The sequence below is a fragment of the Solidesulfovibrio fructosivorans JJ] genome, assembly GCF_000179555.1.
Taxonomy (GTDB): domain Bacteria; phylum Desulfobacterota; class Desulfovibrionia; order Desulfovibrionales; family Desulfovibrionaceae; genus Solidesulfovibrio; species Solidesulfovibrio fructosivorans.
The window spans coordinates 160,599-180,419 of sequence record NZ_AECZ01000004.1; the positions used below are offsets into that span (position 1 = coordinate 160,599).

Genomic DNA, 19,821 nt, shown 5'->3' on the forward strand with positions numbered 1-19,821 from the left:
CTCCCCTTCTTGCGGCCACCACGCCCTCGGGCGCCTCCGCGAGGGCCCACGCTTCCAGGGAGCGCGTATGAAACTGAAAAAAATAACCTTGCTCAGCATCGCCATGGTGGTCTTCCTGCTTGCGGTCAGCCAGACGCTCGTCTCCCTTTTCATCATCAAGGACGGCTTCAGGGACCTTGAAGACGGGGAAGCCATCGAGTCGGCCCTTCAGGCGGAAAAACAAATCAGCCTCAGGCTCAACCAGCTTGACGCCACGTTGCGGGACTGGGCCATATGGGACGATGCCTACGCCTTTGTCCAAAACGGCTCTCCCGGGTTCGTCGCGTCGAACCTGACCCCGGAAGCGTTCACGAACCTGTCCCTGTCGGCCCTGGCGATCTGGGACGAACACGGCCGGATCATCTTCGAACGCGGCTACGACGTCGACGGAAACGAAGATCAGGCCATGGTCGAGCGGCTCGTGCGCAAGATGGAACAGGCGGCCCCGCCACCAAACCCGCAAGACGGCATAAAAGGGCTGGCGCTCCTGGATAATGGCCTGCTGGCCCTGGTAGTGAAGCGGCCGGTGCTCAAAAGCGACGCCAGCGGCCCCCCCATAGGCGCCATGCTTATGGCCAAACTGGTGACGCCCCGCATGCTGGAGGAGCTTTCCGAGTCCCTGGGATTTTCCGTCCACCTGGAATCCATTGAAAAAAAGCCTGCCGCCTTTTCCGGAAAGTTGAAGGGAGGCTTCTTCATCGAGCGCCCGAATAAAGACGCCATAAGCGCCACATCCAGCCTCGAGGGTGTGCGCCGCGAGCCCGTGGCGGTCCTCACGGTCGTCACCAACCGGGACATCGGCAAGCGCGGCGAACGGATCACGGATGTCTATTACGCGGTCATCGGGCTGACGATCCTGGCCACCTGCTGGCTGATCTACTTCCTGTTCTACAAGAAGGTCGTCAGCCGCATCGAGGCACTGAGCGGCCAGGTGTCGCGTCTTGGCGGGAAAGGCGATCTCAGGCGGGTGCATGTCGAAGGGAACGACGAGATCCATGACCTCGGCGCCGGCATAAACGAGATGCTCGCATCCATCGAGCAGGCCAGGGACGGGCTCATCAAGGCCTCGGAGGAGGCGGCGCAAAACGAGCGGTTCCTGGACCAACTCATCAATTCCATCGCCGCGGGCATTCTCATCGTCGATCCAGCGGACAGGACCATCGTGGACGTCAACGACTTCGCCCTCAAACTCGCCGGACGAGATCGCAACGAGGTCGTGGGCAAGGTCTGCCACAGGCTGACCTGCCCGGTCGAAAAGGACAACTGCCCCATCCTGGACCTCGCTCAGCCGCGCAACATGTCCAAACGCACGCTCCTGACCAAGGAAGGCCGGGAGATTCCCATCCTCAAAACCGTGTCCCACATCGTGCGCGACGGCCGCGAGCTCTTGCTCGAAACCTTCGTGGACATCACGGACGAGGAGCGCTCCAGGGAGGAACTCGAAAAAACCAAGAAGGAGCTCGAGGACAAGGTCACCGAGCGCACGGCCCATCTGCGCGGGATTATCGATACGGCCAACAACGGCATCATCGTCATCGACTCCAAGGGGAGGATCACGGAGTTCAGCCCGGCGGCCAGCGAAATCTTCGGCTACTCCCGCGAGGAGATCATGGGCCGCGACATAAGCCTGCTCATGCCCGAGCCGCACAAGAGCAAGCATGCCCAATACATCAGGAACTACCTGAACGGCGGCGCGCCGAAGGTCATCGGCCGCCAGATCGTGCTCGACGCCCAAAAAAAGGACGGAAGCATCTTTCCCATGGAGATCGCGCTCAACACCGCCGTCGTGAACGACGACATGATCTTCGTGGCCGTCCTGCGCGACGTGACCGTGCGCAAGAGGATGGAGGAAGAGCTGGAAAACGAGCAGCACCGCCTGCAGAAAATCCTGGAGACCAGCCCCGTGGGCGTTGTGGTCACGGTGAACGACGTGGCGCGGTTCGCCAACAAGAGCATGGCCGCGATGGGCCTCTCGGTCGGAACGCAGGCGCGCCGGGCCTATGCCGATCCCGTGGACCGGGAAAGGATGCTGGCCCTGCTCGCGGAAAACGGCCGGGTGGAACATTTCGAAACCAAATTCAGGGCCAGGGACGGCGAAATCCTTGACGTCATCCTTTTTTGCTATGATTTCGACTACCATGGGGAGCGGGCCATTCTCGGCTGGGTCATCGACATCACCGAGCGCAAGGCGGCCGAGGAGGCCCTGGCCAAGGCCAAGGAGCAGGCCGAGGAAGCCACCAAGGCCAAATCCGATTTTCTGGCCAACATGTCCCATGAAATCCGTACGCCCATGAACGCCATCATGGGGCTTTCCCATCTGGCCCTGCAGACGGAGCTTACGGACAAGCAACGCAAGTATATCGAGAAGGTGTACCGTTCCGCCGAGAACCTCCTCGGCATCCTCAACGACATCCTGGATTTCTCCAAGATCGAGGCGGGCAAGCTCGATATGGAGCATGTCGCGTTCCATCTCGAGGACGTCTTTGAAAACATGGCCAGCATGGTGGGGTTGAAGGCGGAGGAAGCCGGCCTCGAGCTGCTGTTCGACCTGCCCGGAAATATGCCGACGCTTGTGGGCGACCCGCTGCGGCTCGGGCAGATCCTGATCAATCTCGGCAACAACGCCGTGAAATTCACCCCGCGTGGAGAGGTCGTGGTCAGCGCCCGCGTGATCGAGGAAACCGGGACCGGGGCCAAGCTGCACTTTTCCGTCAAGGATACGGGAATCGGCCTCAGCGAGGAGCAGCGAAAAAAGCTTTTCCAGCATTTCAGCCAGGCGGATGCCTCGACCACCAGGAAATACGGCGGGGCGGGGCTGGGGCTGGCCATATGCAAAAAGCTCACCGAGCTTATGGGCGGCGACATCTGGCTTGAAAGCGAGCCGGGCATGGGCAGCGTGTTTCATTTCACCGCCCGGTTCGGCAAACAGGCCGCGCCGGCCGCGCCGGACCGTTCCCGCGACTGGGCTGGCGAACTCCATGTTCTGGTCGTGGACGACAACTCCGCCGCCCGCGACATCTTTCTCGGCATGCTGACGCGGTTCGGGTTCCAGGCGGAGGCGGCCGCATCCGGCAAGGAGGCGTTGGCCCTGCTGGAGGAAAAGGGGCAAGAGCGGCCCTATGACATGGCCATCATCGACTGGGTCCTGCCGGACATGAGCGGGCGCGAGTTGTGCCAGGCCCTTCGCGACGCCCCAAAGATCGATCCCAAGCCCAAGATCATCCTGGCCGCAACCCATGGCCGCCCCACGCTCAAGGCCCTGACCGAGGAGCTGGATACGGAAAACACGGTGTTGCACAAGCCGTTCATGCCGTCCTCGCTTTTCAACGCCATCATGGACGCCATGGGACGCCTTCCCGAGCGAGGCAGCGGGCATGCCAAGGCCAAACGCAAGGAGATCGCCGCCACGGTCTCCAAGCTGCGCGGGGCCAAGGTCCTCCTGGTGGAGGACAACGCCATCAACCAGGAGGTGGCCAGGGAGCTCCTCGCCCGCAACGGCGTCCGGACCAAAGTGGCGGACAACGGCCGGACGGCCATGGAAATGCTCCAAAAGGAACGCTTCGACGGCGTGCTCATGGATTGCCAGATGCCGGTCATGGACGGTTACGAGGCCACCAGGAAAATCCGGGCCATGGGCGGATTCGAAGACCTCCCCATCATCGCCATGACGGCAAACGTCATGGCCGGGGACAAGGAAAAATGCCTGGCCTGCGGGATGAACGCCCATATCGGCAAGCCCATCAACTTCAAGGAGCTGTCGCAAACGCTCGGCCGGTGGATCACGCCGGCCCACCCCGAAGGGCCGGAGATGCCCGAGGAGGCGCCCGGCCCCGGTGAGGACGCCGTTTCCTGGGAGGCGCCCGGGCTGGATACGCGGCGCGGGCTGGCCAGGGTGCAGGGCAACGTGGCGTTGTATCGCCGTTTGCTCGAGCGGTTCGTGACGGACTACGGGGATTTCAGCGCGATGTTTCGCCGGGCCCTCGCGGCTGGCGAGGCCGCCGCCCCCGCCCGCCTGGCGCATACGCTCAAAAGCGTGGCCGGCAACATCGGCGCGCGGCGTGTCCAACAGGCGGCCAAGGCGCTGGAGGCCGCCTGCCTGAAAGGAGGCCCCGAGGTCATCGAGGCGCCGCTCGAGGAGGTGTTGCTGGCCCTGCATCAGGTGCTTTCCGGGCTTTCCGGCAAGCGTCGCCGGGGGAAGGCCGCCGGCAAAGAAGACGCTTCCGCCGCGGGCCCCCGAGCGGAGGAAGAATCCGGGCCAAGCGAACAAGCCCTCCCGCGCCTCATGGACCGGCTCGAACGCTATCTGGAGGAGTCGAACACGGCGGCCCTGGGCGCGCTCGAAAGGCTCCAAGGCATTCCCGCTCTCGCGCCCTACCCGGACGCCCTTGAAAAGCTCGCCAAGGCCATCCATGGCTACGAATTCGAGGAAGCCCTGGAAGCCCTTTCCGAGCTGCGGCGGCTGGGGGATCTCCAGGACCGGGCGAGCCCGCCGGCGCAGACCCGGGCTCCTTCAGAGGCGCGGGGCGGCAACACCCGTTCGGAGCCCGAGGAAAACGAGAACGAAAGCGCCTTGCGCTGGGAGGAGGCTCTCCCGCTCATCGGCAACGACATGCCCTTCTACCGGGAACTGTGCGACAGCTTTTTCGAGAGCTACAACGAGAAGGCGTTCGCGGCCTTTTCTCCGGCCGACAGGGACGTCGAGGCCTTTACGCGCTTCCTGCATACGCTCACGAGCCTGTCCTCCCAGTTGGGAGCCTGGCGGGTGAGCGCGGTTTCGCGAAGCATGGAGCGCGAGCTGAAGGATGCGCCCGAGGCGGACATGTCCGCTTCGTTTGCCGCCCTGCAAAAGGAACTCGTCGCGGCAAGGGCCGCCTATGAAGCCCTGCCCTAGCCTGTTTACGGCACCGGAACGTTCTCCAGGAGCGTGCGCACGACGGCGTCGGGGGTGAGCCCCTCGGCCTGGGCTTCGTAGGTGAGCAGGATACGGTGGCGCAGGACGTCCGGGGCCAGCGCCTTGATGTCTCCGGGCGTGGCGTAGTCCCGTCCGTCAAGAAGGGCCATGCCCCGGGCCGTGCGGGCCAGGGCGATGGAGGCGCGCGGCGACGCGCCGTAGGCGATCTTGCCGTCCAGGCCGGCCAGGCCCGAGATTCCCGCCCCACCGGGGTCGCGCGTGGCCCCGACCAGGGCCACGATGTAATCCAGAAGCCGCGCATCGAGCCGTACCCCGGCCACGAGCGCCCCGAGTTCCAGCACCCGCTCCCCGGAGATGACCGGCTCGACCGTCGCCGGCTCGCCGCTTCCCCCCCGGCGCACGATCTCCTTTTCCTCCTCGGCCGAGGGGTAGCCCAGCACGAGCTGGAAAAGAAACCGGTCCACCTGGGCCTCGGGCAAGGGATACGTGCCCTCCTGCTCGATGGGATTCTGGGTGGCCAGGACGAAAAACGGCTCGGGCAGGGAAAACGTCTCCCCGCCGATGGTCACGCGCCGCTCGGCCATGGCCTCGAGCAAGGCCGCCTGGACCTTGGACGGCGCGCGGTTGATTTCGTCGGCAAGCAAAATGTTGGCGAAAACCGGCCCCTTGCGTACGGAAAACGTTCCCGTGGCCGGCTGGTACACCTCCATGCCGCAGATGTCGGCCGGAAGCAGGTCCGGCGTGAACTGCACCCGGCGGAACTCGCCGTGCACGGTCCGGGCCAGGGTCTTGACCGCCAACGTCTTGGCCAGCCCCGGCACGCCTTCGATCAACACATGTCCCCGGCATAAAAGCGCGATGACAAGCCTGTCCACGAACCCGGCCCGGCCGACGAGCACCTTGGCCATCTGGGCGCGCAACGCCAAGGCGGCCTCGCCGACGCCGGCCAGACGCGCCGGATCGATCATGGTCATGGGAAATCTCCGAAAAGCGGCTCAACGTCCGATAGTGTTGCGGAAAATCCAGTCGTTGATGAGGAAGATGCCGTCCTTGCCCACGGTTGTAAACCGCACGAGCTTGTCCCGGCGCACCTCGCCGGCTTCGGTGAACTGGAAGCCGACGTATTTTTTGTGCAGCGGCGGAAAATCGCGAATGCTCTTGATCTCCAGGCGCAGCCCGAGCTTGAGATCCGGCAGGTTGACCTGCCCAGTCAGGTGCAGAAAAGCGAGAAGGGGGTAATCCTTGTTGCCCTCGACGAAATAGGTGTAGGCCGGGGCTTCCTCGTGCATTTCGAGCATCAGCCCGCCGGCGGAAAGATCCCGGATGTGGCACTGGGACGCGCCGTCGGGAATGATGCAAAACGGGGCCGGCCAATGCTCCAGGGTGGAAAAGGCGTTCCAGTCCGCGCTGAGGTTGGGGGCGGAGAGTTCGAAGGAGGCCAGATGGCTGGGGTTGAGCGGCAGCCGCTTGTGGGTGCGCCGGGTCAACGCGAAGACGGCCGGCAAGGCCAGCTCCACCAGGGCGTAATCGGCGTCCACGGCCCGCACCTCGATGACGTTTGTCCGAAAATCGCAGTACGTGCTTTTCTGCTTGCGGTCGGTGATGGCGAAATAGCCGTGGACCTCATGACCGCTTCCGGCCTCGTTGAGCCTGTTGCCCCTTGGCGACTGGAGAATCATGGACTCGTTCCTGATCGCTTTGATATAGCAGGGATTTATGGCCGTATCCTCGGAAGCGTCCGCCAGGCGGAAGTAAAGAAGGCTTTTCTGCTTGAAGGCGTTTTCCAGGACCGTGCGTTCCTCGACCAGGAGCCCGCGTGAGGGGGCGGCCTTTTTTTGCTGGATGGCCTTGGCCGCGTCCAGGGTCTTGCGCAGCCAGTACATGGCCGCGATCCGGTTGACGAAGCTTTGCGGCGGTTCCACGCCCATGCGGAACCGGGCCTCGCAACAGCCCTCGGGGCAATAACCGTCGAAGCGCCCCATGAGGTTTCGAAAAAGCTCCAGTACGCCGATATCGCGGGAAAACGCCCCGGGTTCGAGCATAAGGGTCGCGTTGCGATACTCCTCCAGGCCGAAGGCTTTGGGGATATCGCCGATCACCAAAACGCCGAACCGCCCGATCGCCGGTCCGTGGACGGCCTTGTCGAAAATATTCCTGAACAACTTCAAAATGAGCGGCGTCTTGTATTTCGCCTCCACCAGCTTGGCGGTGAAGTCGAAAACCGGACGGCTGGCGAATTCCAGCAAGGTGGCCGTGCCCAGAGAGCGAAAATACCAGTCCCGAACCGCATGATCGTTACGCGTATTCACGACGAAATTGCTTTCGAATTTCAACACATAATCATTGTCATTGAGATTTATACAGTATTTGTTTTCGCGGGCGTTGCCGACAAAATGGACCTCCCAGTGTTTTTTCGCGTCTTCATTTATCCATGTCCAGCAATGATACAAAAGCTCGCTGCTCAAATAATCAAAGAAGCGTCTCCTGTTGAAGTCGCTTTCCAAAATATCCATCACAGCGTGTTCCAACTTCGCCCGGTTATTCTGGCAGGCAACCAAGCCCTTGTTGACCAACCAGACGGGCAAGGCCGCGTTTCGATCGAATATGTAGCGCTGCACGCTGGCGTCGATGGCGTCAGCCGTGGATCTGTTCAAGAGATTGTTGGAAATATGGCGCACGAGGCGCGAGGCTGCGCCGACAAGCGTCGGATATGCGGCGGGTTCCGGCGCCAGCTTGGCAAGCCGGCCGAAGTGCATGTCCAGGCTGGTATTGACCACGGGGGCCAGGGCATCTTTCATGAAGCTAGGTCCTATCCTTACGGCCTTCGAAGAAAGACTGTCGATCGATAGCACAATGCCTTTTTTTCGCAAGCGCCCGGGGCTCGCGCAACAGTGTACCTTAACGCGGCAATGCGGCAACTGTGTTCCGATCGACCCACCCCGCCCGGATCGCCCCCCCTTTTTCCGTGACCACACGGACAAAGCCGTTTCGGGACGGCCCGGGAACGACGACCGTGCCGGGGGCCAGGGAAAAAAGCGTCGCGGCCCCCGGTTCCGGGGCGCTGGCGGCTTCGACGGCGCGCAACGCCACCGCGCGCGGGAAAAGGACCGGCCCCACCGACGTCCAGCCGGCCGCCAGCCACAGCGCGGCCACGAGCGCGGCGGCGACAACGATACACCGGCGCGGCGCCCGCGCCCGGAAAAACCGCAGCCCGGCCAGGCCGAACCAGAAAAGCGCATTGGCCGTCAACACGAGCGTCCACAAGAGGCGCGGCGCGACAAGCCCGGCCAGGGGGGCATCGACGGCCGTGACCTCAAGCCCGGCGGCGGCCAGGGCGGCGGCGACCGCCCCATCGGCCGGGTCCAGGCGGCGCGCCCGGTACAGCCACCAGGCTGCCCGGCCGGGTTCGCCGCCCAAGCGGCTGGCCGTGGCCGCGTCCAGGCACAGGGCCGTTCCGACCAGACCGGGATCGGCCTTGGTAGCGGCGTCAAAGGACGCGGCGGCGGCGGCGTAGCGGCCGGCCGCGTAGTCCCGCCGGGCCGCCTCCAGCGCCGTATGCCCCGGTCCGCCGGCCAGGGCCGCGCCGGATGCCAGGAGCCATAGGGCCACGGTGAAGGAAAGGAGCGTCCTCATGCTTCGAACTCCGCCAGGACCCTAACCGCCGCGTCCACGGCTTCGGCGAATTCCCGGTCCGAAACGGGGCGGCCGTCGTAGAGCACCGCGTCCAGCCGGCGCAGGGCGGCCACGGCCGCCGGCGGGCATTCCCCGCCCTGCCCCGCCGCCCGGTCCAACCGGTCCCGCAGGGCCTCGGCCAGGGAGGACGGGGAACCGGCAAAAACCGCCCGCCGCGAACGCGGGCGGCGCGGCAGAAACGTCAAGGCATAGACCAGGGGCGGCAGTAGGGCCAACACCAGTCGCCAGGGCCAAGAGAGCGCGCCCCGCCCTTGCGCGCCGTCCGCGACATGGCGCAAGGGCGGGGCCAGGGAGGGATCGGCCGGGACCGACGCGGCGGCCGGAAGGCGATAGGTCCGCGCCGGGGCCTCGATCACCGCGTAACGCCCGTCAACCGGGTCGAACACGGCCAGCCGGGCCGGGCCGAAAACATATTCGCCCGGCTTGGCGGCGCTGACGGCGTAGCGAAAGGTCCGCTGGCCGACGTAACCCGACCGGCCGGCGTCGCCGCCGCCTTCGGCATCCAAAAAACGCACCGTGGCCCCGGCCGGAGCGACGACGGGGGGCGGCGGAGCATCGGCCAGATTGCCCCGGCCCGCAAGCGTGAGCGTATAGACCGCGTCGCGGCCGGGCGCGCCGGCATCGAGCCGGGAGGAAAGCGTCATGCGCCCGAGGAGCCCGGCAAAGGGCGCGTCCCCGGCGTAGGCCGGCAAGGAGCGCACGGTCACGGGCACGGCCGGTCCCTTGACGGTGACGTCCACGGCCGCCCCGCCCTTGCCCGGCACGCCCCGGCAGACGACCGTGGCCGGCGGGATGGTCGCCTGCCCGGGCGTCGCGGCCGTGAGCAGATAATCCGCCTCGGTCACAGCATAACGCCGCCCGGCGAATTCGATCTCGCCGTCGCGCTGCCCGGGCAAGGGGAGCACCTCCATATCCGGGAAACGCGGCGGGGTAAGGTGTATGCCCGAGGCCGCCACGGCCCGGTAGAGGCGCAGGGTGTAGACGAAGAACTCGCCGGCATACGGCTCGGCCTTGGAAAGCGACGCGTCGAGAAAGACGTCGCGCCCGGCCAGCGCCTTGGGCGGGGTCGGGCGCGGCCGCACGAGCCCCTCCAGGGGAGCGGTGCGGAAGGTCCGGCCGCCGGTTTCCACGGTCAGCGCCGGCACGGCCAGTCTTCCGGTCCGCACCGGAATCAGCTCGAAACGGTAGGCCGTGACCGGTTCGCCGGCTCCCGGACCCAGCAGGCCGTGCACCCGGCCGCGCGGCACCACCGTCCAGTCGGCAAGCCGCGGCACGGTGATGACCGCCGTGGCCTCGCCCGGGATGTACACGCGAAGCATCAGGCTCTGGCCCAGGGAGATGTCCCGGGGATCGAGTTCGGCCGTGGGCGTGGCCACAGGACCGGGCGGCCCGGCAAAGGCCACGCTCCCGGCCAAAAGCAACGCGGCGATAATAAACGAGAAAAGACGCATCACCAGTCCTTGGCCACGCTCGGGCGGCCGTAGAGCGGCGGCGTTGGCAGCCCGGTCAGGTCGGGCACGCGGTCAAGGACCGGGTCCCCGAGTTTGCCGGCCGAGCGGGCCCGCTTTTCACCGGCCTTTTGGCCGGACGCGCCGGAAACCGGCGCATTCGCCGGCCCTTCCTTTTCGGCTGACGGCGGCGCATCGGCAGACGCGGCCGGCCCATCCGGGCCTTCCCGCTTGCCGCTGCCGTCGTCTTGCCCCACAGGAGCCGGGGCCTTTCCCGGGGCATCGGCCTTTCCTTCGCCGCCAGCGGCCGCATCCTGCGTCCGGCCGGGCTTGGAGCCGGGTTCTCCCGCGTCCTGACCGCCCTTGCGGCAGGGATCGGCTCCGCTGCGCAGCCACTCCAGGTTGGCTTTGGCTTCGGCGTCGGACGGGTCCACGGCCAGGGACGCGGCGTAAAGCCTGCCCGCGCCCTCGGCATCGCCCTGACGGCAGGCGGCGTTGCCCTGGTTGTAAAGCGCCCTGGCCTGAAGCGCCGGGGAGCCCGCAGACGCCGCCCGGGCGAACATCCGGCCGGCCTCGTCAAAGCGGCCCAGGCGGTAATAGGCCGTGCCGATGTCGTAGAGGATCTCCGGGCTGTCCGGCCGCCAGACCCGGGCGGCCAGGAATGCTTCCAAGGCCGTGGCCGCGTCGTCGGCCGCAAAGGCCGCGATGCCGCGCGAAACATCCTTGGCGGCCGGATCGCCGGCCCGGGCCGGGAGAGCCGTCGCGCCCAGAACAGCCACGGCCAGAACGGCGGCGCCGCCGCCTTTGCCGAGGGGGACCAAAAGCAGGTCGAGGACAAGCAGCGCCAGCCCGGCCGCGTAGCACAGCGCGGACCGATCCGCCGGGGCGTCCACGGTCGCGGCCGCATGCCCCTTGGCAGCGGCCTGGGCGGCCAAGGCGGCGACGATCCCGCTGGCGGGCGAAGGCGCATCCGGGGCCAGCCGGAAAAACCGCCCACCCGTATCCTGAGCCAGCCCGGCCAAGCCGGCCGCGTCCACCCCGACCAGCACCGGCCGGCCCTCCCCGTCACGCAACACGCCGCCGCCCGCTTCGGGAGGCAGCGGCACGGCAACCGGTGTGGCCCCGCCCACGGCCACGGTGAAAACGGGCGGATCGTCCGGCCGCGAGCCGGTCGCATCGCGCACCGGCACGGTGTCCTCGCCGTCGGAGAGGACCAGGATCGCACCGGAGCGCGCCCCGGTCAAAGCCAGCCGGCAGGCCTCCAGGGCGGCGGTCACGGAAGTGCCGCCGAGCGGGGCCTCGGCCGGGGACAAGGCATCGAGAAAAAGGGCCAGGGCCGGCCGGTCGGCCGTGACCGGACAGGCCAGCCAGGCCCGGCCGGAAAACCCGACCACCCCGGCGGCCACATGGGGCAGCCCGGCCAATACCGCGCGCACGAGCCCCTTGGCCGCGGACAAACGATCCGGGGCCATGTCGCGGGCCAGCATGCTGCGCGAACAGTCCACCGCGACCAAAAGCCGCAGCGCCGGGGGCGGCGCGACAACGGCGGCGACATGCCCCGCCCTTGGCCCGGCCGCGCCAAGGGCCAGCAGGGCCAGCCCGGCCAGAAAGAGGATGGCCTTGACCCGGCGAAGCCGGCCATGCCCGGACACGGACGGGAAAAAGGCGGCCAGACCGCGACGTCTGGCCCCGGCCAGCCACAGGAAAGACGCGCATACCGGCACGGCGACCAAAAGCGCCAGGAATTCCGGTCTGGCAAACGTCATGGCAGCCTCAAAAAGCGCGTCGCGGACAGGCCGTGGGAAAGGGTGAGCAGGCAGATGGCCAGGGCCGCCGCCAGGGGGGCAAAAGGCGTCTTTTCCACCGTGGGCACGGGCTTCATGTCGCTGGCCGTCCGCTTGGACACGGCGGCGACCGCCTGGGCCAGGGCGGGTGCGTCCTCGGCCCGGAAAAACGCCCCGCCCGAGAGCGCGGCCAGCTCGGTCAAGGCGGCGGTGTCCACGGCGGCGTTTTCGCGCACGATCTCCTGGCCGAGCAGCGGATGGTTGACCAGAAACGGGGCCGGGCCGTCGCCGCCGACCCCGACGGTGAAGACCGCAATGCCGCGCGCGGCGGCGGCCTTGGCGGCCTCGACCGGACGCACCTCTCCGGCGTTGGACAGGCCGTCGCCGAAGACCACCACCAGCCTGGCCAGCCCCGGCGCGCGATCAAGCTGCTTGACGGCCAGGCCCACGGCATCGCCCATGGCCGTGCGCCGGCCGGCCGCGCCGACGGACAGCCGGGAAAGGGCCTGGGTCAGCGCGGCGCGGTCGTCGGTCGGCGGCAGCACGACGTAGGCCCGCGAGCCGAAGGCGACCAGGCCGATGCGGTCCCCGGGCCGGTCGGCGGCAAAGCGCGCCGCCGCCTGGGCCACGGCCTCGAGCCGGCTGACCGTGCGGTCGGGAAGCGGCATGTCGAGGGCGGCCATGGATTCCGAAAGATCGACCGCCAGCATGATGTCCACCCCGCGCCCCCGGTAGACCGACGTCTCGGTCACAAGGCGCGGTCCGGCCAGGGCCAGGATCACGCACCAAAGGGCCAGCAGGCGGCAGGCCATGGGCAGCATGGCCGCAAGCGGCGGCTTGCCGGTAGCCAGGGCCGGACCGACGTCGGCCACTTCGAGCGCGCCCCGGCGCGACACCAGACGGGGGACAAGGGCCAAGGGGACCAGGGCGGCAAGCGCCAACACCTCGGGCCGGGCCAGGGTCAGCATGCCAACCCCCTCGCGGCCAGCCGGGCCACGGCCTGGGTGTCGCCAAGCCGGTCCGCCCCGGCGACTTCCCGGCCGGCGTAGCGCGCCCCGTCGGCCCGGGCGAAAAGCCCGGCCAGGGCCTCGCGCTCGGCCCCGGGCAAGGCGTCCAGCCGGGGAAGTATCTCGGCCGTGGTCATGGCCGTGGCGGGCAAGGCGAAACGGGCGGCCAAAGCCTCACGGGCCAGAGCCGCCAGCCGGTAGTAATAGTCCCGATCGTCCAGGTCCGGCGCGTCGGCGGTCAACGCGGCAAGCCCGGCGCGGACCCGGGCCAGGGCGCGGCGACCCGGCGCGCAGCGTTCCCGCCGCCAGCGCCACACGGCCAGCCCCCCCACGGCCAAAAGAGCGAGGGCCAAGGCCAATCCCAGGCCGGACAGGCCGGCCGGAAGCCCCACCGGGCCCTTGATGTCGCGGATGTCGTCCATGGCGGTCCGCTCTCTTACCCCAGAAAGGCTCCGGGGCGCGCCCGGCGGCGAAAATAGGCGTCAAGGGCCGGCCCGGGCGCGTCCCCCACGGCAAGCTCGAGCACGCCGACGCCGGCGGCGGCCAGGCCGGCGCGCAGGGCGGCGTCGCGCTCCCGCACGGCGCGCGCATACCGCTCCCTGGCCCTGGCGTTGCCGCAGTCGACAACCGCGTGCCGGCCGGTTTCCGCCTCGGCCAGACGGAGTAAGCCGTAAGGCGGCAACACGGCCGATCGCCCGCCGCGCAAAAGCCCGAGCGTGACCTCGTGCCGGGCGGCGAAGGGGCCGAGAGCCGGAGCGAAATCGGCCCCGAACGCGTCGGTGAAAACGAACAGCACGCAGCGGCGGCGCATGACGGCGGCCAAAAGATCGAGGGCCGGCCGGGGATCGGTGCCGACGCCGGCGGGCGCGGCCCCGGCCAGGGCGGCGGCCACGGCATGGGGCTGTCCCCGCCCTTTGCCCGGCGGCACGAAGGTCTCCACCCGGTCGGAAAAGACGATCAACCCCACCCGGTCGCGGCTGTCGGCGGCGCTGACGGCCAGGGTGACAGCGGCCAGGGCGGCGCTGAAAAAGGGGGATGGAGCGTCCGAGGATGCGCGCATGGAGGGGCTCGCGTCCACGGCCAGCATGACCGTGCGGGCGCGTTCCTCCCGGTAACGCTTCACAAAGGGGCGGCCCAGGCGCGCCGTGACCTTCCAGTCGATGGACGAGGCGTCATCGCCCGGAGCGTATTCCCGGAACTCCTCGAATTCCAGGCCCGCGCCGCGAAAGGCCGAGCGATAGCCGCCGGTTGCGGCCTCGGTTGCGGGAGCGTGGCCGCGAAGGCGGACGCGACGGGCGGCGGCCAGCAGTTGCCAAGCCTGCATGGATGCTTTCGAGCCTCCGATCCGAATGGACGTTGCGACCGCGTCCAGGGTAGCAGCACCGCGCCCGGGGGGCAATCGGCCCTTACTCCCGCTCCAGGGTGCGCAGGCGGCCCACGATCTCGGCCGTTTCGGCGGCGCAGGCCAGCATGGCGTGCATGAAGCTGAAAAAGTGCATGACTTCGCTTAAGCCATAGGCCGCCGGAGCCCGCTCCCGGCGCATGGCCGACAGTTTCTCCCGCGCTCCGGCCACGGCCGTTTCCAGCGCGGCCAGATCGGGCAGGGCCTCGGCCTTGCGCAGGTGCGCGCCCAGGGCGGAGAGCACCGCGCCCACGGACTGGCGCAGCCCGGCCAGTTCCCCGGTGAGCTGGCTGTGCAGCCCCTCGCCGTGCCATTCGCAGGCGATATGGTCCATGGCCAGAAGATGCTCGAAGAGCCGTTCCGCGCGGAAAAGCAGCAGGATGTGCGCGGCCGCCGCCTCGCCGCCCCGGCCCTCCAGATTGGCCTCGCGTCGCAGGTCCCGGCAACGGGCGATGGTACGCACGATGCGATCCTTGAGCACAAAGGCCTGCCGGTCGCTGTAGGCGTCCTGCACCCGGCCGTCCAGCATCAGGCTGAAAAACGCGGCCTCGTCCTGGAAAATCTTGGCCAGCCCAAAGGACACCGCCTTGCCGGCCCGGGAAGGAAAAAACGACATGGAAACGGCCAGGGCCGTGATGATGCCTACCGCGATCTCGAAAAACCGGTCCAACCCGAGGGTCAGGGCGGACAAATTACCATGACCGGCCAAAAGCACGATGACCGCCGTGATGCCGCCCACCCGGGAGCTTTCGCGCAAAAACGGCACGGCCGTGCACACCATCACGGTGGCGAAGACGGCCAAGCCCAGCGCCGGCCAGGTCACGCCGCCGAAATGCACGGCCACGATGCCCATGGCCGCGCCCACCCCGGTGCCGAGCAAACGGGCCCAGGCGGCCCGGATCGAGCCGCCGATGTTGGCCTGCATGACAATGACGGCCGTGATGACCGCCCAATACCCCTGGGGGAGGTTCAGAGCCGTGACCACGAGCTGGGTCACCACGGCCGCCACGGCGGTGCGGCCGGCATGGCGTATGCCGAGGCGTTTGACGAGGCGCTTTACGGACGGGGATAAAATCGAAGCGGACATGAAACTCCTCCATGAGGCGAAGGAAAAGCGCCCTACCCTCCTCGGCCCATTTTGGGAAGCCCCCGGGAGACGGGGGCCCCGGGCACGTTGTGCCGCGCAAAGGGATATGCTACCCCGTTTCATGCAGTCTTGCCTATCCGGTCGCGCATATTTCGTGGCCGCCGGGGAGCCGATTGCCGTGAGTGCAGTACCTCATTTCGGACAAAGGCCGGGAAGCGGCCGGCCGGGGCCCCTCCCGTCAGACGCGCCCCGTCCCGGAGTACGGTCATGACCGGCGGCCGTCTCTTTGTCGCCGGGAGCCCGCAGCCCGATCCCCGGGCTCTCTCAAACGGGCTTTGCGCCGCGCATCGCCGCGCGGACGCGCTCTCCTGCGACGACGTCCTGTCCCTTCCCCCGGAAAGCCTGCCCGACGTGGCCGTGATCGCCCTTACGGCGGCGCAGGCGTCCGACTTTCCCGCCGGGCTTCTGGCCCGCCTTACCGGGCTGGCGGCGCATGTGGTCTTTCTGGCCCCGGCCGGGATCTGTCCGCCCGAAGGCCTCGGCCTGCGCCAACTGCCGGGACTCGACGCCCGGGGCATCGGCGCGGTGCTCGACATCCTGAGCGAGCGCGACCGGGAAGCCCTGTCGGCAAGCGAACACACGGCCTGGCATACCGCGTTTCTCCGCGCCTTTCCGGGCATCATCCTGGCCTGCGACACGACCCGCCGCGTGGTCTTCGCCAACGCGTCCATGGCCCACCGGGCCGGGCGCGATCCCGAGGGCATGCCCTGCCACGTGGCCCTGCACGGCCGGGAGGAGCCCTGCCCCTGGTGCCCGCGCAAGGAAGTCGCCAAGGGACAGGCCGTGAGCATGGAAATCCAAAGCCCGCTCGACGGCCGGTTTTTCGCCGCCACCAGCGCGCCGCTCAATCTGCCGGACAGCCCGCCCCTGACGTTGACGCTGATAAACGACGTCACGGACCGCAACATGGCGCTTGCCCGCCTCAAATCGCTCAACCGCGACCTGGAGCGCCGGGTGACCGAACGCACCGACACCCTGGCCCGGCAAGCCGAGGAACTCGCCGACGCCAACAACCGTCTGCGCGAACTCGACGCCCTCAAATCCGGCTTTCTGGCCACCGTCACCCACGACCTGCGCACGCCCCTGACCTCGGTCCTCGGCTTCGCCAAGCTGACGCGCCGGGACTTCATCAAAGATTTCATGCCGTTTTCCGAAGTCAGCGACAAGCTGCGGCGCAAAGGGAACCGCATCGCCGACAACCTGGGCATCATCGAGACCGAAGGCGCGCGGCTGACCCGGCTCGTCAACGATTTCCTCGACCTGTCCAAGATCGAATCCGGGCGGCTCAACTGGAACGACCAGGACACCGACCCGGCCGACGTGATCCGCGCCGCCGTGGCCGCCGTGGGCGGCGAATACGAACAAAACGAACGGCTGGCCCTGGTGGTGGATATTCCGGGAGCCCTGCCCCGGCTGTGCCTGGACCCGGACCGGCTCATGCAGGTGCTGGTCAACCTGCTCACCAACGCCGCCCGCTATACCGGCGAAGGCGAGGTGACACTCTCGGCCGGACGCTTGCCGAACGGCCGGATGGAATTTCGCGTGGCCGACACCGGACCGGGCATTCCAGCCCAGGAGCGGGAACGGATTTTCGACAAATTCTACCAGACCCGCCAGGGCGACACCACCGCCACGACCAAGAAAGGCACGGGGCTCGGGCTCGCCATCTGCAAGCAGATCGTCGAACGCTACGGCGGCGTCATCCGGGCCGAAGACCGCCTGCCCCACGGCACGGTCTTCGTGGTGGAACTGCCGACGGGCCGGCCGGACCAGGGCGGCGGCCTCACCGCCGACGAGGAACCCGCCCGCCCGGGCCTGCAGCCGTCCTGACGGCCCCGGTCCCGCCGCCTTGTTGTTGCGGCGGCGGGACCGGCCACGCCGTCCCCATGCGCATCAGATATCGTTTAAGTCGATGACCTTGGGCGCGGCCTTGGCCTTGCCCGGCTCCTTGGCGGAACCGGCCGACGTCCCTGACGCGGGAGAAAGGTCGGAAGGGGCCGGCGCGGCGGACCTGGACGCGGCCGGCGCGGCCGCCGGAGCGGAAGCTTTGCGCGCGCCGCAGACCAGCCGGACCGACTGCAGACGCGATTTGGCCGGGGCAAAGGACGCCTCGCGGGAAAGCGCCTCCCTGTAGGCCGCCAGAGCCGCCTCGCACTGGCCGGATAAGAGCTCGGCGTCGCCAAGGGCCAAGGCGGCGCGCGGGTCCTTGCCCCCGGCCTTGGCCGCGGCTTTGAGCATGTCCCTGGCCCGGGCGATGTCGCCGTCGGACAAGGCGGCCATGCCGAGTCCCTCCAAAGCGGCGGCGTCGCCCGGCGCGGCCGAGGCCGCGGCCTCATAAGCGGCCACAGCCTTGCGTCGGCCGTCGCGCAGGCAGGCGTCGCCGGCACGGCTGAGCCCGACCGCCCCGGCGGTCGCCCCGGCCTGGGACAGGTCACGACAGGCGGCGGCGTAATCCTTGCGATCATAGGCCGCGTTGCCGGAAGCGACCAGATCCTTGGCCGGCTCCGACGAAGACATTTTCAAGGCGCCGCAGCCGGAAAGCCCTCCGGCCAGGCAGCCAAGCAGCACGGGCGCGACAAGGGTGCGAAATTTCATGGCGTCACCTCCTGATCACTATGGAAAGGCACGCCAGGGCTATCCCAAAGCGCGGCCGGATTGTCAAATTCCGACCGGCCTGCTAGGTCTGGCGCAAAGTGCCACCGCAACCCGGAGGAAGCCCATGATCCGGCGCGCGCTGCTTTCCCTCGGCTGCGTCCTTCTGGCCTGCGCGGGCGTCCGGGCCGAGGACATCAGCCATATTGCCCGGCCGGGCGACAACCCCGCCCGCATCGCCAAGACCTACCACGTGCCCCTTGCCGCCGTCCTGGCCCACAACAAGGGACTTGATCCCTGCCGCATCAAGGTCGGCGACATCATCCTCGTGCCCCGGCCCTCCGAGGCCGCCCCGCAAGCGGCCGAGCGGGCAAAGCCGGACCCGTCCGCCCTGCCCGACGAAGAGCCCATCGGCCTGCGCTACGTGGTCGTGCCCGGAGACTACCCCGCCGCCATCGCCGAACGCTTCGGCATCCCCCTGGACGACCTGTCCCGGGCCAACCCGGGACTGGACCCGAAAAATCTGGCCGTGGGCCGGGTGCTGTCCATTCCCGAGGCCTCGGCCTGCCCGCCGCCGGTGCCGCTCGAGCGCGACGGCGCGCCGGCAAAACAAGCCGCGCCCCTGGTCATGGACTTCCAATAACGACCCGGGACGCGGCAACCGAGGGTGGATGGGGGCAAATCAGGAACGCACGCGCACCGCTTCCATCACCGCCGTTCCGGGCATCACATCCGCGACCGGCGACGCGGAGACCGTATCGCGACGGGCATACCGCGACGCCAGGAGCGAACACACGAACAGCTGGAGCGGATGGTAAAACATAATCGGCAGCACGATCAGGCCCAGGGCCGGATTGGCGCCGAAAATAAGCCGCGCCATGGGCACGCCCGAAGCCAGGGTCTTCTTCGAGCCGCAAAAAACCGCCGTGATCCGATCCTCCACCGGCATCCCCATCCGCTTGCCGATAAAGCTCGACAGGAACAGGGCCAGGGCCAGAAGAAGCGCCGCGCCGCCGAGCGTCACCACCAGCACCTCCAGGCCGGTGTGCGTCCACAAGCCGGATTTGACCGAGTCGCAAAACGTTCCATACACGAGGACCACAATCACCAGCTTGTCGAAGGTGTTGATGAACTTCTTGTGCCGCGAGGCCAGCTTGCCCAAAAAAGGACGCAATACCTGCCCCAGGACGAAAGGCAGAAGCAGCATCAGCGAGATGTTGACCACGGCATGGCCGAACGGCAGCCCGCCGGTCCCCTGCACACCCTCGATCAACTCCACGATGGAAGGCGTCAGCACGATGCCGAGCAGGCTCGACAAGGTGGCGTTGAATATCGCCGCCGGCACGTTGCCCCGTGCAATAGCCGTCATGGCCACCGACGAGGACACCGTCGACGGCAGGGCGCACAAATAGAGGAAGCCAAGCAACAGCCCCGGCGGCATCAAACCGCCGAAAAGCGCCCGAAACGGGAAATACAAAATCGGAAACACCACAAAGGTCATGGCCTGCACCAACAGATGCAGCTTCCAGCGCGACATGCCCCGGCGCAGATGCTCCGTGGAAAGCGCCAAGCCATGCAGCAGAAAGATCATGAAGATGCCCCAGTTGGACACCTGCTCCGCATGCATGGCCCCGCCGATCGACCCGAATTCCGGAAACACCGTGGCCAGCGCCACCGCAAGCACCATGCCCGCCAAAAACCAATCCTTGGCAATTTTCTCGAGTATCTTCCCAACCATGTCCATCTCCCCGGCCCATGCGGCCGTCTCGCCCCAATGCTGGAATCGACGCGCGCCCT

Annotated in this window: 15 protein-coding genes; 4 read left to right on the forward strand and 11 right to left on the reverse strand. The window is 67.7% G+C overall.

Annotated features, from left to right (window positions below):
* The first annotated feature begins 67 nt into the window (after positions 1 to 67).
* Positions 68 to 4,930 carry a PAS domain S-box protein gene (locus tag DESFRDRAFT_RS20625; RefSeq protein WP_005991560.1) on the forward strand — a complete coding sequence of 1,621 codons (4,863 nt, stop codon included), beginning with the start codon at positions 68 to 70 and terminating at the stop codon, positions 4,928 to 4,930.
* Positions 4,931 to 4,935: 5 nt separating this feature from the next.
* On the opposite strand, the gene DESFRDRAFT_RS04480 is transcribed toward DESFRDRAFT_RS20625, so the two are convergent.
* Complete coding sequence (locus DESFRDRAFT_RS04480) at positions 4,936 to 5,925, reverse strand: AAA family ATPase (RefSeq protein WP_005991562.1); 990 nt, start codon at positions 5,923 to 5,925, stop codon at positions 4,936 to 4,938.
* Positions 5,926 to 5,946: 21 nt separating this feature from the next.
* Positions 5,947 to 7,260 carry a PilZ domain-containing protein gene (locus DESFRDRAFT_RS04485; protein WP_233489555.1) on the reverse strand — a complete coding sequence of 438 codons (1,314 nt, stop codon included), beginning with the start codon at positions 7,258 to 7,260 and terminating at the stop codon, positions 5,947 to 5,949.
* Between DESFRDRAFT_RS04485 and DESFRDRAFT_RS22850 the strand changes: the two genes are divergently transcribed.
* Positions 7,240 to 7,800 carry a hypothetical protein gene (locus tag DESFRDRAFT_RS22850; RefSeq protein ID WP_233489556.1) on the forward strand — a complete coding sequence of 187 codons (561 nt, stop codon included), beginning with the start codon at positions 7,240 to 7,242 and terminating at the stop codon, positions 7,798 to 7,800. The genes DESFRDRAFT_RS04485 and DESFRDRAFT_RS22850 overlap by 21 nt on opposite strands.
* A 49-nt stretch (positions 7,801 to 7,849) precedes the next feature.
* On the opposite strand, the gene DESFRDRAFT_RS04490 is transcribed toward DESFRDRAFT_RS22850, so the two are convergent.
* The 7 genes from DESFRDRAFT_RS04490 to DESFRDRAFT_RS04520 all read right to left on the reverse strand — a co-directional run bounded on the left by DESFRDRAFT_RS04490 (position 7,850) and on the right by DESFRDRAFT_RS04520 (position 15,372).
* Positions 7,850 to 8,584, reverse strand: coding sequence for a hypothetical protein (locus DESFRDRAFT_RS04490; protein WP_005991565.1), 735 nt, complete (start codon positions 8,582 to 8,584; stop codon positions 7,850 to 7,852).
* Entirely contained in the window at positions 8,581 to 10,095 is a 1,515-nt protein-coding gene (locus tag DESFRDRAFT_RS04495) for a BatD family protein (RefSeq protein ID WP_005991567.1), read from the reverse strand. Before DESFRDRAFT_RS04495 ends, DESFRDRAFT_RS04490 begins: the two co-directional genes overlap by 4 nt.
* The gene (locus DESFRDRAFT_RS04500) at positions 10,095 to 11,858 is read right to left on the reverse strand and encodes a vWA domain-containing protein (protein ID WP_005991569.1); all 1,764 of its coding nucleotides are present in this window, start codon (positions 11,856 to 11,858) and stop codon (positions 10,095 to 10,097) included. The genes DESFRDRAFT_RS04495 and DESFRDRAFT_RS04500 overlap by 1 nt, the downstream gene beginning before the upstream one ends.
* Positions 11,855 to 12,844: a VWA domain-containing protein gene (locus DESFRDRAFT_RS04505; protein ID WP_005991571.1), complete on the reverse strand. Its 990-nt coding sequence runs from the start codon at positions 12,842 to 12,844 to the stop codon at positions 11,855 to 11,857. Before DESFRDRAFT_RS04505 ends, DESFRDRAFT_RS04500 begins: the two co-directional genes overlap by 4 nt.
* On the reverse strand, positions 12,838 to 13,305 hold the full coding sequence (locus DESFRDRAFT_RS04510) for a hypothetical protein (RefSeq protein ID WP_005991573.1): 468 nt from the start codon (positions 13,303 to 13,305) through the stop codon (positions 12,838 to 12,840). The genes DESFRDRAFT_RS04505 and DESFRDRAFT_RS04510 overlap by 7 nt, the downstream gene beginning before the upstream one ends.
* A gap of 14 nt (positions 13,306 to 13,319) precedes the next feature.
* Positions 13,320 to 14,207 carry a DUF58 domain-containing protein gene (locus DESFRDRAFT_RS04515; RefSeq protein ID WP_005991575.1) on the reverse strand — a complete coding sequence of 296 codons (888 nt, stop codon included), beginning with the start codon at positions 14,205 to 14,207 and terminating at the stop codon, positions 13,320 to 13,322.
* A gap of 82 nt (positions 14,208 to 14,289) precedes the next feature.
* Positions 14,290 to 15,372 (reverse strand): FUSC family protein, encoded by a 1,083-nt coding sequence (locus DESFRDRAFT_RS04520; RefSeq protein ID WP_005991577.1) that lies wholly within the window; start codon positions 15,370 to 15,372, stop codon positions 14,290 to 14,292.
* Positions 15,373 to 15,639: 267 nt separating this feature from the next.
* Between DESFRDRAFT_RS04520 and DESFRDRAFT_RS04525 the strand changes: the two genes are divergently transcribed.
* Positions 15,640 to 17,262: a PAS domain-containing sensor histidine kinase gene (locus tag DESFRDRAFT_RS04525; protein WP_005991578.1), complete on the forward strand. Its 1,623-nt coding sequence runs from the start codon at positions 15,640 to 15,642 to the stop codon at positions 17,260 to 17,262.
* Positions 17,263 to 17,325: 63 nt separating this feature from the next.
* On the opposite strand, the gene DESFRDRAFT_RS04530 is transcribed toward DESFRDRAFT_RS04525, so the two are convergent.
* Positions 17,326 to 18,027: a tetratricopeptide repeat protein gene (locus DESFRDRAFT_RS04530; RefSeq protein ID WP_005991579.1), complete on the reverse strand. Its 702-nt coding sequence runs from the start codon at positions 18,025 to 18,027 to the stop codon at positions 17,326 to 17,328.
* Between the two features lie 124 nt (positions 18,028 to 18,151).
* On the opposite strand from DESFRDRAFT_RS04530, the gene DESFRDRAFT_RS04535 reads away from it, so the two are divergent.
* Positions 18,152 to 18,667 (forward strand): LysM peptidoglycan-binding domain-containing protein, encoded by a 516-nt coding sequence (locus DESFRDRAFT_RS04535; RefSeq protein WP_005991581.1) that lies wholly within the window; start codon positions 18,152 to 18,154, stop codon positions 18,665 to 18,667.
* Positions 18,668 to 18,706: 39 nt separating this feature from the next.
* On the opposite strand, the gene DESFRDRAFT_RS04540 is transcribed toward DESFRDRAFT_RS04535, so the two are convergent.
* Entirely contained in the window at positions 18,707 to 19,762 is a 1,056-nt protein-coding gene (locus DESFRDRAFT_RS04540; RefSeq protein ID WP_005991583.1) for a bile acid:sodium symporter family protein, read from the reverse strand.
* Positions 19,763 to 19,821 lie beyond the last annotated feature (59 nt).

Bases quoted from the DNA above. Each gene is read 5' to 3' on its own strand.
- DESFRDRAFT_RS20625 (WP_005991560.1), top strand. From the start codon at position 68: ATGAAACTGAAAAAAATAACCTTGCTCAGCATCGCCATGGTGGTCTTC.
- DESFRDRAFT_RS04480 (WP_005991562.1), bottom strand. From the start codon at position 5,925: ATGACCATGATCGATCCGGCGCGTCTGGCCGGCGTCGGCGAGGCCGCC.
- DESFRDRAFT_RS22850 (WP_233489556.1), top strand. From the start codon at position 7,240: ATGATCGTTACGCGTATTCACGACGAAATTGCTTTCGAATTTCAACAC.
- DESFRDRAFT_RS04490 (WP_005991565.1), bottom strand. From the start codon at position 8,584: ATGAGGACGCTCCTTTCCTTCACCGTGGCCCTATGGCTCCTGGCATCC.
- DESFRDRAFT_RS04495 (WP_005991567.1), bottom strand. From the start codon at position 10,095: ATGCGTCTTTTCTCGTTTATTATCGCCGCGTTGCTTTTGGCCGGGAGC.
- DESFRDRAFT_RS04500 (WP_005991569.1), bottom strand. From the start codon at position 11,858: ATGACGTTTGCCAGACCGGAATTCCTGGCGCTTTTGGTCGCCGTGCCG.
- DESFRDRAFT_RS04505 (WP_005991571.1), bottom strand. From the start codon at position 12,844: ATGCTGACCCTGGCCCGGCCCGAGGTGTTGGCGCTTGCCGCCCTGGTC.
- DESFRDRAFT_RS04510 (WP_005991573.1), bottom strand. From the start codon at position 13,305: ATGGACGACATCCGCGACATCAAGGGCCCGGTGGGGCTTCCGGCCGGC.
- DESFRDRAFT_RS04515 (WP_005991575.1), bottom strand. From the start codon at position 14,207: ATGCAGGCTTGGCAACTGCTGGCCGCCGCCCGTCGCGTCCGCCTTCGC.
- DESFRDRAFT_RS04520 (WP_005991577.1), bottom strand. From the start codon at position 15,372: ATGTCCGCTTCGATTTTATCCCCGTCCGTAAAGCGCCTCGTCAAACGC.
- DESFRDRAFT_RS04525 (WP_005991578.1), top strand. From the start codon at position 15,640: ATGACCGGCGGCCGTCTCTTTGTCGCCGGGAGCCCGCAGCCCGATCCC.
- DESFRDRAFT_RS04530 (WP_005991579.1), bottom strand. From the start codon at position 18,027: ATGAAATTTCGCACCCTTGTCGCGCCCGTGCTGCTTGGCTGCCTGGCC.
- DESFRDRAFT_RS04535 (WP_005991581.1), top strand. From the start codon at position 18,152: ATGATCCGGCGCGCGCTGCTTTCCCTCGGCTGCGTCCTTCTGGCCTGC.
- DESFRDRAFT_RS04540 (WP_005991583.1), bottom strand. From the start codon at position 19,762: ATGGTTGGGAAGATACTCGAGAAAATTGCCAAGGATTGGTTTTTGGCG.